General features: G+C 70.9%; 14 protein-coding genes. 8 read left to right on the top strand and 6 right to left on the bottom strand.

Annotated elements, in window-relative coordinates; genetic code table 11:
• Positions 1-117 precede the first annotated feature (117 nt).
• Complete coding sequence (locus OHS57_RS18880; RefSeq protein WP_041987537.1) at positions 118-777, bottom strand: response regulator; 660 nt, start codon at positions 775-777, stop codon at positions 118-120.
• Positions 778-1,097: 320 nt separating this feature from the next.
• Between OHS57_RS18880 and pdhA the strand changes: the two genes are divergently transcribed.
• From pdhA to OHS57_RS18865, 3 genes are read left to right on the top strand one after another with little or no spacing between them, the layout of a single operon-like run.
• The gene (gene pdhA / locus OHS57_RS18875) at positions 1,098-2,291 is read left to right on the top strand and encodes a pyruvate dehydrogenase (acetyl-transferring) E1 component subunit alpha (RefSeq protein ID WP_041987540.1); all 1,194 of its coding nucleotides are present in this window, start codon (positions 1,098-1,100) and stop codon (positions 2,289-2,291) included.
• A gap of 2 nt (positions 2,292-2,293) precedes the next feature.
• Entirely contained in the window at positions 2,294-3,274 is a 981-nt protein-coding gene (locus OHS57_RS18870) for an alpha-ketoacid dehydrogenase subunit beta (RefSeq protein WP_041987543.1), read from the top strand.
• Between the two features lie 14 nt (positions 3,275-3,288).
• Positions 3,289-4,692 (top strand): dihydrolipoamide acetyltransferase family protein, encoded by a 1,404-nt coding sequence (locus tag OHS57_RS18865; RefSeq protein WP_328582754.1) that lies wholly within the window; start codon positions 3,289-3,291, stop codon positions 4,690-4,692.
• Positions 4,693-4,789: 97 nt separating this feature from the next.
• Here the strand turns inward: OHS57_RS18865 and OHS57_RS18860 are convergent, their stop codons facing one another.
• The gene (locus OHS57_RS18860) at positions 4,790-5,881 is read right to left on the bottom strand and encodes a hypothetical protein (RefSeq protein ID WP_443042917.1); all 1,092 of its coding nucleotides are present in this window, start codon (positions 5,879-5,881) and stop codon (positions 4,790-4,792) included.
• Positions 5,882-6,039: 158 nt separating this feature from the next.
• Between OHS57_RS18860 and OHS57_RS18855 the strand changes: the two genes are divergently transcribed.
• Positions 6,040-6,756, top strand: a complete 717-nt coding sequence (locus tag OHS57_RS18855) for a histone protein (protein ID WP_328582753.1) — start codon at positions 6,040-6,042, stop codon at positions 6,754-6,756.
• A gap of 6 nt (positions 6,757-6,762) precedes the next feature.
• Entirely contained in the window at positions 6,763-7,692 is a 930-nt protein-coding gene (locus OHS57_RS18850; protein WP_328582752.1) for an SRPBCC family protein, read from the top strand.
• Between the two features lie 31 nt (positions 7,693-7,723).
• On the opposite strand, the gene OHS57_RS18845 is transcribed toward OHS57_RS18850, so the two are convergent.
• Together OHS57_RS18845 and OHS57_RS18840 are read right to left on the bottom strand one after the other, a co-directional pair.
• A complete protein-coding gene (locus tag OHS57_RS18845; protein WP_328582751.1) occupies positions 7,724-8,539 on the bottom strand; it encodes an RNA methyltransferase in 816 nt (271 codons plus the stop codon).
• A gap of 48 nt (positions 8,540-8,587) precedes the next feature.
• Positions 8,588-9,763, bottom strand: a complete 1,176-nt coding sequence (locus OHS57_RS18840; RefSeq protein ID WP_328582750.1) for an MFS transporter — start codon at positions 9,761-9,763, stop codon at positions 8,588-8,590.
• A gap of 60 nt (positions 9,764-9,823) precedes the next feature.
• On the opposite strand from OHS57_RS18840, the gene OHS57_RS18835 reads away from it, so the two are divergent.
• Complete coding sequence (locus tag OHS57_RS18835) at positions 9,824-10,795, top strand: ArsR/SmtB family transcription factor (RefSeq protein WP_328582749.1); 972 nt, start codon at positions 9,824-9,826, stop codon at positions 10,793-10,795.
• 41 nt (positions 10,796-10,836) lie between these two features.
• Here the strand turns inward: OHS57_RS18835 and OHS57_RS18830 are convergent, their stop codons facing one another.
• A complete protein-coding gene (locus OHS57_RS18830; protein WP_041987553.1) occupies positions 10,837-11,211 on the bottom strand; it encodes a VOC family protein in 375 nt (124 codons plus the stop codon).
• Positions 11,212-11,335: 124 nt separating this feature from the next.
• Positions 11,336-11,989: an SDR family NAD(P)-dependent oxidoreductase gene (locus OHS57_RS18825; protein ID WP_328582748.1), complete on the bottom strand. Its 654-nt coding sequence runs from the start codon at positions 11,987-11,989 to the stop codon at positions 11,336-11,338.
• Positions 11,990-12,145: 156 nt separating this feature from the next.
• On the opposite strand from OHS57_RS18825, the gene OHS57_RS18820 reads away from it, so the two are divergent.
• Both OHS57_RS18820 and OHS57_RS18815 read left to right on the top strand, forming a co-directional pair.
• Positions 12,146-12,799, top strand: coding sequence for a GntR family transcriptional regulator (locus OHS57_RS18820; protein ID WP_198533253.1), 654 nt, complete (start codon positions 12,146-12,148; stop codon positions 12,797-12,799).
• Positions 12,796-14,142 carry an MFS transporter gene (locus tag OHS57_RS18815; protein WP_328582747.1) on the top strand — a complete coding sequence of 449 codons (1,347 nt, stop codon included), beginning with the start codon at positions 12,796-12,798 and terminating at the stop codon, positions 14,140-14,142. Before OHS57_RS18820 ends, OHS57_RS18815 begins: the two co-directional genes overlap by 4 nt.
• Positions 14,143-14,189 lie beyond the last annotated feature (47 nt).

Raw genomic sequence — 14,189 nt, 5'->3', positions numbered from 1 at the left:
GTCACCGAAACGCCCGCCAACAGGGGAGACGGCCCCGGATCACCCGGGACGTTGGTCCCTGACCCGGCGTGCTGCTCGGCCTTCCGGCGGTCCCTGCCCCGCCGCCGAACGGCCCGTTCAGCGCTGCTCGGCCTGGAGTCTGGCCACGTAGGCGGCCGCCTGCGAGCGCCGCTCCATGCCCAGTTTGGAGAGCAGGCTGGAGACGTAGTTCTTGATCGTCTTCTCCGCCAGATGCAGCTGTTCGCCGATGGCCCGGTTCGTCATGCCCTCGCCGATCAGATCGAGGATCTTGCGCTCCTGGTCGGTGAGGCCCGACAGCTTGTCGTTGGTCTTCGGGTTGTTGCCGTCCCGCAGCCGCTCCAGCACCCGCGCCGTCGCCTCGGGGTCCAGCAGTGAGCGGCCCGCCGCCACGTCGCGTACCGCCGTCAGCAGCTCGCTGCCCCGGATCGCCTTGAGCACGTAACCCGAGGCCCCGGCCATGATCGCGTCGAAGAGCGCCTCGTCGTCGGCGAAGGAGGTGAGCATCAGGCAGTGGATGTCCTCGTTCTGCGAGCGGATCTCCCGGCAGACCTCGACCCCGCTGCCGTCCGGCAGCCGTACGTCCAGCACGGCCACGTCCGGGCGCGTCGCCGGAATCCGGACGAGCGCGTCGGCGGCGGTGCCTGCCTCGCCGACGACCTCGATGTCGTCCTCCACGGACAGCAGCTCGTAGACGCCCCGGCGGACCACTTCGTGATCATCCAGTAGGAATACGGTAATTTTTCCCTTTTCATCCACCTTCGCAGTCTCACACACTCGCCTCTTCCCTGCCGCAGACGGGCGGGATAACGTGCCGTTGTCCCGACGGCCTGCAAGGCTGTGACCAGTGGTTGTTCCCGACTTTTTCGATTTACTTGGAAATCCAAGCAAAATCGCAGGTCAAAGGGGGTTTCGCAGGAATGCGGCCCACTGGGTAACGTGCCTGTGACAAGGCGCTCGCCGGGGCACCTGTCACGCCTGTTCCGACCGGTCGCACCCACCCCGTGCGCACGAAGGAGCAAGCGACCGCACTGGTACCCGGCGGATCCCGGGAGCCGGACAGACGGAGGAGCACGCACGTGACCGTGGAGAGCACTGCCGCGCGTAAACCGCGCCGCAGCAGCGGCGCCAAGCGCACCAGTAGCAGCGCCGCAGCGAAGAAGACGCCACCGGCGCAGCAGGGGAGCACCGAGCCCCAGCTCGTCCAGCTCCTCAGCACCGAGGGCGAGCGGGTCGAGAACCCCGAATACGAGGGCTACGTCGCCGACCTCACCCCCGAATCCCTCCGCGGCCTGTACCGGGACATGGTCCTGACCAGGCGCTTCGACGCGGAGGCCACCGCGCTCCAGCGCCAGGGCGAGCTGGGCCTGTGGGCCTCGCTGCTCGGCCAGGAGGCCGCCCAGATCGGCTCGGGACGCGCGCTGCGCGACGACGACTACGTTTTCCCGACCTACCGGGAGCACGGCGTCGCCTGGTGCCGGGGGGTCGACCCGACGAACCTGCTGGGCATGTTCCGCGGCGTGAACCACGGCGGCTGGGACCCCAACACCAACAACTTCCACCTGTACACGATCGTCATCGGCTCGCAGACCCTGCACGCCGTCGGCTACGCCATGGGCGTCGCCAAGGACGGCGCCGACTCGGCCGTGATCGCCTACTTCGGCGACGGCGCTTCGAGCCAGGGCGACGTGGCGGAGTCGTTCACCTTCGGCGCCGTCTACAACGCGCCGGTGGTCTTCTTCTGCCAGAACAACCAGTGGGCGATCTCCGAGCGTACGGAGAAGCAGACCCGGGTGCCGCTCTACCAGCGCGCACAGGGCTTCGGCTTCCCCGGCGTACGGGTCGACGGCAACGACGTCCTGGCCTGTCTCGCCGTGACCCGCTGGGCGCTGGAGCGGGCCCGCGCGGGCGAGGGTCCGACGCTGGTCGAGGCGTTCACGTACCGGATGGGCGCGCACACCACCTCCGACGACCCGACGAAGTACCGCGCCGACGAGGAGACGGAGTCCTGGCAGGCCAAGGACCCGATCCTGCGGCTGCGCAGGTATCTGGAGCGGACGGGCGACGCCGACGAGGCGTTCTTCGCCGCGCTGGAGGAGGAGAGCGAGACGCTCGGCAAGCGGGTGCGTGACGCGGTGCGGCAGATGCCGGACCCCGAGCACCTGGCGATCTTCGATCATGTCTATGCGGACGGGCACTCGCTCGTGGACGAGGAGCGGGCCCAGTTCGCCGCCTACCAGGCGTCGTTCGAGGACGCGGGGGAGGGCAAGTAGCCATGACGATCCAGAAGCTTCCCATCGCGAAGGCGATCAACGAATCGCTGCGGCACGCGCTCGACACCGACCCCAAGGTCCTGATCATGGGCGAGGACGTCGGCAAGCTCGGCGGCGTCTTCCGGGTCACCGACGGGCTGCTGAAGGACTTCGGCGAGGACCGGGTCATCGACACCCCGCTCGCCGAGTCCGGCATCATCGGCACGGCGATCGGCCTCGCGCTGCGCGGCTACCGCCCGGTGGCCGAGATCCAGTTCGACGGCTTCGTCTTCCCCGCGTACGACCAGATCGTCACGCAGCTCGCCAAGATGCACGCCCGCGCGCTCGGCAAGATCAAGATGCCGGTCGTCATCCGTATCCCGTACGGCGGCGGCATCGGCGCCGTCGAGCACCACAGCGAGTCGCCCGAGGCGCTGTTCGCGCACGTCGCCGGGTTGAAGGTCGTCTCGCCCTCCACGCCGGCCGACGCGTACTGGATGATGCAGCAGGCCATCCAGAGCGACGACCCGGTGATCTTCTTCGAGCCGAAGCGGCGCTACTGGGACAAGGGCGAGGTCGACACCGAGGCCATCCCGGGACCGCTGCACAAGGCACGCGTCGCGCAGACCGGCACCGACCTCACGCTGGCCGCCTACGGCCCGATGGTGAAGGTCTGCCTGGAGGCGGCGGCAGCGGCGGCCGAGGAAGGCAGGTCGCTGGAGGTCGTCGACCTGCGGTCGATGTCCCCGATCGACTTCGACACCATCCAGACGTCGGTCGAGAAGACCCGCCGGCTGGTCGTGGTGCACGAGGCGCCCGTCTTCTACGGCTCGGGCGCGGAGATCGCCGCCCGGATCACCGAGCGGTGCTTCTACCATCTGGAGGCCCCCGTCCTGCGGGTCGGCGGCTTCCACGCGCCGTACCCGCCGGCCCGCCTGGAGGACGAGTACCTCCCGGGCCTGGACCGGGTGCTCGACGCCGTCGACCGCTCGCTCGCGTACTGAGGAGTGCCGTGACCATGACTGCTGACACTTCGACCCGCTTCCGTGAGTTCAAGATGCCCGACGTGGGCGAGGGGCTCACGGAGGCGGAGATCCTGAAGTGGTACGTACAGCCGGGCGACACCGTGACCGACGGCCAGGTGGTGTGCGAGGTCGAGACGGCGAAGGCGGCCGTCGAACTGCCCATCCCCTACGACGGGGTGGTGCACGAGCTGCGGTACGAGGAGGGCACGACCGTCGACGTGGGAGCGTCGATCATCACGGTGGACGTGGCGCCGGGCACGGGCGACGCGCCCGCCGCTCCCGCGCCCGCCGCCGAACCGGAAGCCGAGCCCGCCGCACCGGCCGCCGCGACCAGGACCCCGGTCCTGGTCGGTTACGGCGTCGCTGAGGCGTCGACGAAGCGCCGGCCGCGCAGGGGCGGCCCCGAGCGGCAGGAACCGGCCGTGAACGGGCACGCGGCTCCGGTGGCCGAGCCGGTGGCTCCCGAGCCGGTCGCGCCTGTCGCGGCCGGGCGTCCGCTGGCGAAGCCGCCGGTGCGCAAGCTGGCGAAGGACCTCGGCGTCGATCTGGCGACGATCATCCCGACCGGCCCGGACGGGATCATCACGCGCGACGACATCCGCGCGGCGACCGCCGCCCCGGCACCGGTGACCGCTGTCGCGCCCCCCGCTGCTGCCGCTGCCGTGGCGGAGCCGGCACCGGCCGTCCAGCCGGGTGCCCGGGAGACCCGGGTCCCGGTCAAGGGCGTACGCAAGGCGACGGCGGCGGCGATGGTGGGCAGCGCGTTCAGCGCGCCGCATGTCACCGAGTTCATCACCGTCGACGTGACCCGCACGATGAAGCTCGTCGAAGAGCTCAAGTCGGACAAGGACATGGCGGGTCTGCGGGTCAACCCGCTGCTGCTCGTGGCCAAGGCGTTCCTGGTGGCCGTCAAGCGGCACCCGGACGTCAACGCGTCGTGGGACGAGGCCCGTCAGGAGATCGTGCTCAAGCACTACGTCAACCTGGGCATTGCTGCGGCCACGCCGCGCGGTCTGCTCGTCCCCAACATCAAGGACGCGCACGACAAGACCCTGCCCCAACTCGCCCAGTCCCTGGGCGAACTGGTGTCCACGGCCCGGGAGGGCCGTACGACGCCCGCCGCCATGCAGGGCGGTACGGTCACCATCACCAACGTCGGCGTCTTCGGCGTCGACACGGGCACGCCGATCCTCAACCCCGGCGAGTCCGCGATCCTGGCCGTCGGTGCGATCAAGCCCCAACCGTGGGTCCACAAGGGCAAGGTGAAGCCCCGTCAGGTCACCACGCTGGCACTCTCCTTCGACCACCGGCTGGTCGACGGCGAGTTGGGGTCGAAGGTGCTCGCGGACATCGCGGCGGTCCTGGAGCAGCCGAAGCGCCTGATCACCTGGGGCTGATCACCAGGGGCCGACGTCCCCGGAGCGCGACGGAGCCCCCGCCCCGACCGTACGTACCGGTCGGGGCGGGGGCTTCCGCGCTGCTGGGCGGCGGGTGTCAGTGGCGCTCGCGCCGCACGGGACGGCGGCGCGGGGCCGCGGCTTCGTCCTCGTCCCTGCGGTGGGTGCGCTTCGTCGGGGTCCCGGCCGCCGGCTTGCGCCGCCTCGCCTTTGCCGTACCGGCGATCTCGCCGGACCGCTCGGCCGTCCTCTCGCCGGTCCGCTCGGCCGTCCCGCGTACGCCGTCGGTGGCCGCCCCCGCGGACTCGGTGGCCTGCTCAGCGGTGTCGGTGGCCTGTTCCGTGGCCTGCCCGGCGGTGTCCTCGACGGTTTCGGCGGCGTCCCCGACCGCGTCCCCGGCGACGTCGCCCGCCTTGCCGACAGCGTCGCCGGCCTTCTCGCCGACGCCTTCCACCGTTTTGCCCGCGCCCTTGCCGACGCCCTCCACCGCTTCGCCTGCCCCCTTGCCGACACCTTCGACCGCGCCCCCCGCGCCCTTGCCGACGTCCTGTACGGCCTCGCCTGCGCCGCGGCCGACATCCTGGACCGCGCCCCCCGCGCCCTGCCCGACGTCCTCGACGGCGGCGCCCGCGCCATGGCCCAGTTCGCCGACGGCCTGCCGCGTACCGCTGCCGATCTCCTCGACCGCCGAACCCACCCCGCGGGTGAGCTGTTCCAGGATCTGGGGATTGCGGTCGATCGTGGTCAGCACCCGGTTGACGATCACCGCGACATGGTGCAGCCGCACCTTGAGCTGCGCCTGAGCGTCGACGCCCTTCACTGTGAGCTGCACCCGTCCGAGGTCCACGTCGGCGCCGACGTTCAGCTTGAGCAGATCGAGCACTTCGGCCTGGAGGGTGACACGGGCCCGTAGGTCCTCGACTTCAAGGTTGATCTCGTCGACATGGAGCGTGGGGACGTCGAGGAACACATCGGGAGCGCCCTGGGTGGCGGAGTTCTCGGCCATGTCGTCGTCGACAAGCTCGCCTTCGCCCTCGAACGTGTCCTCGCCCTCGTAAGCGTCCTCGGCCTCGTCGGGATCCTCGGGGGCCTCGGAGTCCTCGGCCTCGTCGTCGGCTTCGTCGGCGATCTCGGCGTCGAACTCCTCCTCCTCGTAGGGCTCTTCGGCGTTCTCTGCGTCCTCGCGCATACGAGTGCCTCCTCAGCAGTACGCTTTAAGTGCGGTTTGTTAATACTGTCACGTTTTGAGGTTGTTCACCCGAATGGCGACATCGCGCCATGCCGCGCACAGTGGGACGTGAGACCGCGAGCCGAAGCACAGCTATCAGCAGGGCAGGTGCCGCACTTATGGATCAGGAAACGAAAGTCTCGCTCGCCGCGGCGGTGGCCGGAGGCTACGTACTGGGCCGGACGAAGAAGGGTCGGCTCGCCCTCACCACGATGACGCTCCTGCTCGGCAGGCGCCTCGGTCTCGACCCACGGCAGCTGGTCACGGAGGGCGTCCGGCGGCTCGGTGAGGTACCGCAGGTGGCCGAGTTGCAGGAGCAGATAAAGACCGAGGGGCTCGACGCGGCGCGGCAGGCCGTTTCGGCCGTCGCGGGCCGTGGGGTGGGCTCCATCTCCGACGCGATCAGCAGCCGGGTGCCGGGAGTTGGCGGCGGAGAAGACAAGAACGAGGACGAGGACGAGGACGAGCCGGCCGAGGCGGAGGATTCCGAGGACACGGAAGACACCGAGGGCTCCGAGGACGACGGCGAGTACGAGAACGAAGACGAAGAAGAGGACGAAGAAGAGGAAGAGGACGAGGAAGAGGAAGAGGGCGAACCCGAGGACGAAGCCGACGAGGAGCCGGAAGAGGAACCCGAGGAGGAGCCCGAGCCGCCGAGGCGTCGCAGGCGCCAGCCCGCGAAGCCGGCCCCCGCCAGGAAGTCCGCGCCCGCGAAGAAGGCACCGGCGAAGAAGGCACCGGCCAAGAAGGCCGCTCCTGCGAAGAAGTCCGCGGCGGCGCCGAAGAAGGCGGCCAAGAAGGCTCCTGCTCAGCCGCGCTCCAACCGACGGAGGTAGCTCGCCATGGCAAGCTCAACTCTCGTCCTGCTGCGCGAGGAACTCACGAAGTACGTCGGCTCCCAGGTGGGGAAGCTGGCCGAGAAGGCCGGCGACAAGCTGACGGGTGTCACCACGCAGCTAACCGATGTCGCCGAGAACGGCGGGAAACTCCCCGCGATCGGCGGCCCGGTGAAGGCGTTCGCGGCCGACAAGGCGAAAGGCGTGAAGGACAACGTCGTGGACAAGGCCAAGAGCGCCGTGGGCAGGGGCGACAGCGACCGGAAGGCCGGCGACGTCAAGGTGACGAGCATGATCGAGACCTTGGACGTCGGCGTCCCGCTGCGCATCGCCTATGACAGCTGGACCGAGTACGAGCAGTTCGGCAGCTTCACCAAGGGTGTCCAGACGGTCTCGAAGAACGACGACGTGACGTCCGAATGGAAGGCGAAGGTCGGCCCGTCGAGCCGCAGTTTCACCGCCACGGTCGAGGAGCAGGTGCCGGACGAGCGCATCATCTGGAAGTCGGAGGGCGCCAAGGGCACGACCAAGGGCGCCGTCACCTTCCACGAACTGGCCCCGTCCCTGACCCGCATCGTGCTCGTGGTCGAGTACTACCCGGCCGGCTTCTTCGAGAAGACCGGCAACCTGTGGCGCGCCCAAGGCAGGCGGCTGCGGCTGGACTTCAAGAACTTCCAGCGCTACGTCACGCTCACGGACGAGGAGCCGGAGGGCTGGCGCGGCGAGATCCGCGACGGCGAGGTCGTCGTCACCCACGAGGAAGCGCTCGAAGCCGAGGACGAGGCCGACGAGGACCAGGACGACGACGGCGAGTACGAGGACGAAGACGAAGAAGACGAAGAAGACGAAGAAGAGGACCCCGAGGCCGAAGACGCGGACGACGACACCGAGTGGGAGGAGGACGAGGAAGAGGAAGAGCCGCGCAAGGCGAGCTGATCCGCGACGGCGGTCGGCGTGAGCGTCCCGTTCAGCGACGGCGTTGGCGGGACGCTTCGTACAGCAGGACCGTCGCCGCGTTCGACGCGTTGAGGGAGCTGGCCGAGCCGGTCATCGGGATGTGGACCACGTGGTCGCACAACTCCCGCCAGGCCGTGCTCAGGCCGGCCGTCTCGTTGCCGATCAGCAGCAGCACCGGCTGGGTGAGGTCGAAGTCCGAGGCCTCCGCCTCGCCGTTCTCGTCCGTGCCGACCACCGTCACCGCGTGGCCGCGGGCCCGCTCCTTGGTCAGCCACTCCGTCACCTCGTGGTGCGAGGGCGTGCGGACCACGGGCAGCGCGAAGAGTGAACCCGTCGTGGCCCGGACGGACTTGGGGTCGTACACGTCAGCGGCGTGGCCCGTGACGATCAGGCCGTCGGCGCCGAAGGCGTCCGCCGAGCGGACGATGCTGCCGATGTTGCCCGGCTGGGTCGGGCGGTCGAAGAGGACGCCGAGGAAGGCGTCGTGCACGGGGATGCGCGTCAGGTCGTCCGGGCGCATCTCGACGACGGCCAGCACCTCCGGCGCCCCTTCCGTACGCTCGCTCAGCTCGGCCAGCAACTCGGGCGCCATCGCGACGCGTTCGGTGCTGATGCCGCGCAGCAGCTCCTCCGCCCAGCGCGACAGCGGGCGGCTCGCGTCGTACAGCAGGGCCCGTACGGTCCAGCCGTGCTCGACGGCCATCGTGATCGGCCGTACGCCCTGGACCAGGAACTCGTTCTGGCGCTTGCGCTTGTTGCGGTTGCCGAGCAGCGCGTGCCATTGCTGGAAACGGGCATTGCGGGTCGTGATCCGCTGAACGGCCACCCGTCCTCCGATGCCGTGCGATCCGTCGTGTGAGGTGTGTCCGTAATCCTAGGCATACGCGGCGGCCTTCCCCGGCCGCAGTCCCGGCGCCAACACCAAGGTGACGGCCACGGAGACGGCGGCCATGGCCGTCATCGCCGCCGCGGGCGAGGTGAGTTGGGCGACGCCGCCGGCGAGCGCCGCGCCCACGCCCTGCATGGCGAGCATCCCGGAAGAGCTGAGCCCCAGGGCGTGGCCGCTCAACTCGTGCGGGGTCAGGGCCATCAGGCGCTCCTGGAGCAGCAGGCTCGCCGAGTAGCCGACCGACGCGAGGACGACGGCGGCGACCGCGACCGGCAGCGCAGGGTGCAGTGCGAAGACCAGGTAGGGGGCGGCGAGCAGCAGCCGCAGCGGCGGGCCGAGCCGGGTGCGCCACAGCGGGGTGACGAACCGGCCGGTCAGCGTGTCCCCCGCGAGCATGCCGAGCGCCGCGCAGGCGAAGAGGAGTCCCGCGTGGTGGGGCGCGTAGGGGACGTACAGGGATTCACAGCCGACGATCAGCCCGTTGGGCACCCAGAGCGCGAGATACACGTACCGGCGCGACCGGGCCGACCACAGCAGCGCGTTCGTCCGCCAGGTCTCGGCGACGGACGGCCGCCCCGCCGCACGGGCCGGCCGGGCGGCGAGGCCGAGCCGGGCGACCAGCGCGGCGGCGAGGTACAGGCCGGCGCCGGTGAGCAGCGTGCCGCGCGGCGACAGGGCGGTGACGAGCAGGGCGCCGGTGGCGTACCCGCAGATCTGCATCGTGCCGGACGACATGTTGAGCACCGAACGGCCCAGCAGATAGCCCTCCTTGCTGAGGATCTCGTTGAGCAGCCCGTACCGCACCCCGCCGCCGACCGACGCGAGCAGCCCCTGCGCCAGCAGGATGGTGAACGCCGCCCACACGGGCAGTCCTGGGACGGCCTGCGCCGCCGTGCCGAGGCCGAAGAGCAGGGCGAGGCCGGCGGTCGCGGCGCGCGGCGGCAGCCGGTCGGCCGCGGACAGGAGCGTGGTCGCGCCGAGCAGTTGGGCGAGCGACGGGCCGAACATGGCAAGCGCGGACAGCAGCGGTGACCCGGTCGCCCCGTAGATCAGCGTGCCGAGGGCCAGGCCGCTCACGGTCTGGGCGGCGACCTGGACGGAGGAGGTCAGGAAGAAGGGGGTGAACTCCGGTGTCCGGAAGACCTCTCGGTAGGTGCGCATGGACCGGAGTCTCGGCCGCCCGGACGGCGGACCGTTAGAGTTTCGCGTGGAGGCGAAACAATGGGCTGGTGGCTGGTCAACGCGGACACGCTCGCGGGCGGCAGGTTCGTGGTGTCCCCGCTGGCGGAGGTCACGGCGAGCCTGAAGACCCTGGAGCGCGGATCGGCCGCGCACCCCGGCGAGCGCGCGTGGCTCGACACGTACCGCCCCGCCTACCGCGCGCGGCTGGCCGCCGACCCGGCAGCGCCGCTGCTCGTACGGATCGGTCTCTGCCGCTCCTGGAACGCAGACTTCCTCACGCCCACCCCCGCCGGTGACGGCGGACAGTCCTTCGAGGAGGAGCTGGCGTGGATCCGCCGGACGCCCCCGGCGGCGGCCCGCGCGGATCTGGCCTTCTCGCTGGGCGGCGGCCCGCTCCCCGCCGAACTCGAAAGGGACGATCTGCCGCGCCTCGCCGCCGAGTTGCTGGAGTGGGTGTGGACCGAGACGGTGCTGCCCGAGTGGCCGCGCCGCCGGCGCGTCATCGAGGCCGACATCGTCGCGCGGACCGAACAGCTCGGCAGGGGCGGCTGGGCGGCGGCCCTGGACACGCTGAGGCCGGAGATGCGCTGGCTGGGCGAGGGCCGGCTACAGATCAACGCGCACGACCACCCGCCGCGCGAGATCTCCGGCGCCCGGCTGCTGTTCGTACCGGTCACGCCGCGCACCGGCTGGGTCTCCTGGGACGAACCGCACCGCTACGCCGCCGTGTACCCCTGCGCGGGCGCGCTGGCCGAACCGGCGGCGGCGCAGGTCCCCGAGGCGCTGGGCGCCCTGCTGGGACCCGTACGGGCCACCGTCCTCGTCCTGCTCGACACCCCGAAGAGCACGACACAGCTCGTGGCCCTGACCGGCCAGGCCCTCGGCTCGGTCGGCCGCCACCTGAAGATCCTCCTCGACGCCCGCCTGATCCACCGCCGCCGCGCGGGCCGTTCGGTGCTGTACTACCGGACGGACGCGGGCGAGGCCCTGGTCGGCGCGCAGCGCGAGTGACGGGGCGGCGGGTCAACGGGTGGGTCAACGGGTGAACGGCCTCAGGAGGCACGTTCCTTCGCGCTGCGCACCACGCAGAACTCGTTGCCCTCCGGGTCCGTCAGGGTCAGCCAGCCCGAGCCGTCAGGGCGGCGGTGGTCGGCGGCGAGGCTGGCGCCGAGGGTGTAGAGGCGGTCGGCCTCCTCGTCGCGGGTGCGGTCCTGGGGCTGGATGTCGAGGTGGATCCTGTTCTTGGTCTCCTTGGCGTCCGGCACCGAGACGAACAGCAGGCTCGCGCCCGCCGAGGTGACCTGCGCCTCCGGATCCCCGGCGAAGTCGTCGTCCGCCAGGGAGCCTTCGAGGGCTTCGGCCCAGAAGCCGGCCAGGGTGTAGGGGTCGGAGCAGTCGATCACGATGTGGTGTACCAGAGAGGACATGCGCGCCACTGTGTGAGACGCGGCCCGTGCTTGTCCAGCGAGAAACGCCCCGCCGTTCGGCGCCCCGCCCGTTGTGGTCAGAGCCCGGTGAGGTCAGCGGTCTGCGTCGTCAGCGGCCGGTGCCTCAGCGGCCCGTGTGGACGAGCTCCCGCTGCCAAGCGGTACGCGGCTGGGTGTGCAGCCGCCAGTAGTGCTCGGCGATGTCGTCCGGATCGAAGTCCGTGCCGGGGGCGACGGCTCCGGCCACCGTCACCGAAGCGGCGTGCACGCCCGACGGGCCGTACCGGAGGTCGAGCAGCTCCACCAGGGTCCGCACGCCCGCCTTGCCGAGCGAGAGGCTCACGTACTCCGCCTTCGGCTCGGGCATGCCGCCCGTCACGATGAACGAGCCGCTGCCGCGCCGCGCCATCGCGGGCGCCACCCGCGCCGCCGTGGTCAGCGCGCCGCCCACGTTGACCGCCCAGGCGTCCAACTGGCCGCGCGCCGACAGGTCGCCGGGTGCGTCCGGCCTGATGACCGCCGCGTTGTAGACCACGGCGTCCGGTACGCCGAACGCTTCCGACGCGGCGTCCAGGGCCGCCCCCAGCGCGTCCTCGTCGGTGACGTCGGCCGACAGCGCCAGCACCTCGGCGCCCGTGGGAGCCACGGCGTCGGCCGCCGCGCGCAGCGACTTCTCCGTACGGGCCACCAGCGTGACCGGCAGCCCCTCCTGTCCGAAGCGGCGCGCCACCGACGCGCCGATCCCCGGGCCGGCTCCGACAATCACTGCCCCCGACATCGCTGCCTCCACGGTCGTTCGTCCCCGGCCCCGGTTCAGGGCCGTCGGTCGTGGGTGGGAACATCCCCGTCGCGCTCCCGCATTCCGGCCGCCCGCCGCCGGTCCATATCCCGGACGGCGATGCTGATGCACCTCTGTTGTATCTAAGCTGTGCGCATGCTGAAGCAGCCCGTCAAGCAACCCCCCGCCGCAGAGCGCGTCTACAGCCATGTCAAAGAGGCCGTACTCGACCGCAGCTACGAAGGCGGCACCCTCCTCACCGAGGGGGAGCTGGCCGAGGCCGTCGGGGTGTCCCGCACCCCCGTACGCGAGGCGCTGCTCAAGCTGGAGGTCGAGGGGCTGATCAAGCTCTACCCGAAGAAGGGCGCGCTGGTCCTCGCCGTGTCGGCGCAGGAGATCGCCGACGTCGTCGAGACACGCCTGCTGGTCGAGGAGTTCGCCGTACGCAAGGCCGTGCCCGCTTCGGCGCGGCTGATCGAGCGGCTGGCGGAACTGCTCGACGAGCAGCGGCTGCACGCCGCCGCGGGCGATCTGACCGCCGTGTCCGTCAGCGACCGGTGTTTCCACGCCGAGATCGTGCGGCACGCCGGCAACCAGATCCTGTCGAAGCTCTACGACCAGCTCAGGGACCGGCAGTTGCGGATGGGCCGCGCCATCATCGAGGCGCACCCCGACCGTGTCGCCAAGAACCTCACCGAGCACACCGAGCTGTTCGAGGCGATCAAGGCGGGTGACGTCGAGGGCGCGGCGCAGTGCGTGCGCCGCCACGTCGGCCGGGTCAAGGTGCTGGTCAGGGGTGACGTGCCGTGAGCGCGGCCAGTGCGAGCGGCGCGGGGAACGGGAGCAGTGCCGGTTCTTCGACGCTGCCCGGCGATCCGCCCGGCGGCCGGCGCGCCGCCTGGGTGTGGGGCATCGGCATCGCCGTCTACTTCGTCGCCGTCATCTTCCGTACCAGCCTGGGCGTCGCGGGACTGGACGCGGCCGACCGCTTCCACATCGACGCGTCCGCGCTCTCCACCTTCTCCATCCTGCAACTGCTCGTCTACGCGGGCATGCAGATACCCGTGGGGCTGCTGGTCGACCGGCTCGGTACGAAGAAGGTGCTGACGCTCGGCGTCGTCCTGTTCACCGTCGGACAGCTCGGCTTCGCCCTCTCCCCCTCGTACGGCGCCGCGCTGGCGTCACGCGCCCTGCTCGGCTGCGGCGACGCGATGACGTTCATCAGCGTCCTGCGGCTGGGCGCCCGCTGGTTCCCCGCCCGGCGCGGGCCGCTCATCACGCAGGTCGCCGCGCTGTTCGGGATGGCGGGCAACCTCGTCTCCACGCTGGTCATCGCGCGCACCCTGCACAGCCTCGGCTGGACGGCGACGTTCGCGGGCAGCGCCATGGCCGGCGTCGTCGTCCTGGTCCTGATGCTGCTGTTCCTGAAGGACCACCCCGAGGGGTACGAGCCGCCGCCCGTCGAACACGCCGGCGTCAGTTACGTACGCAAGCAGATCGCCGCCGCCTGGCGGGAGCCCGGCACCCGGCTCGGTCTGTGGGTGCACTTCACCACCGGCTTCCCCGCGATGTTCTTCCTGCTGCTGTGGGGGCTGCCGTTCCTGGTCGAGGCGCAGGGCCTGTCCCGGTCGACTGCGGGCGAACTGCTCACGCTGATCGTGCTGTCCAACATGGTGATCGGGCTCGTCTACGGACAGATCATCGGCCGGCACCACGCGGCGCGGCTGCCGCTGGTGCTCGGTACGGTCGGGACGACGACACTGCTCTGGGCCGTCACCCTCGCGTATCCCGGCGACCGGGCCGGGCATGCGCCGATGTGGCTGCTGATCGTCCTGTGCGCCACGCTCGGCGCCTGCGGACCCGCCTCCATGATCGGCTTCGACTTCGCGCGGCCGGCCAACCCGCCCGAGCGTCAGGGCACGGCCTCGGGAATCGTCAACATGGGCGGTTTCGTGGCCTCGATGACGACGCTGCTCGCGGTCGGCGTCCTGCTGGACGCGACCGGCGACAACTACCGGATCGCCTTCTCGTCCATCTTCGTGCTCGAAGCGGTCGGGATCACCCAGATCCTGCGGCTGCGGGCGCGTGCGGTACGCAGGGAGCGGGAACGGCTCGTGGCCAGCCGGGTGGAGGCCGTGCACGTGCCCGCGTGAGACGGAGCGTGAGACGGAGCGTGCGGCGCGCGCAGGCCGGCGGGGAT

This window comes from Streptomyces sp. NBC_00370, assembly GCF_036084755.1.
GTDB lineage: Bacteria > Actinomycetota > Actinomycetes > Streptomycetales > Streptomycetaceae > Streptomyces.
Note: the sequence above shows the minus strand (reverse complement) of the source record. Positions and strands in the feature narration are given on the sequence as shown.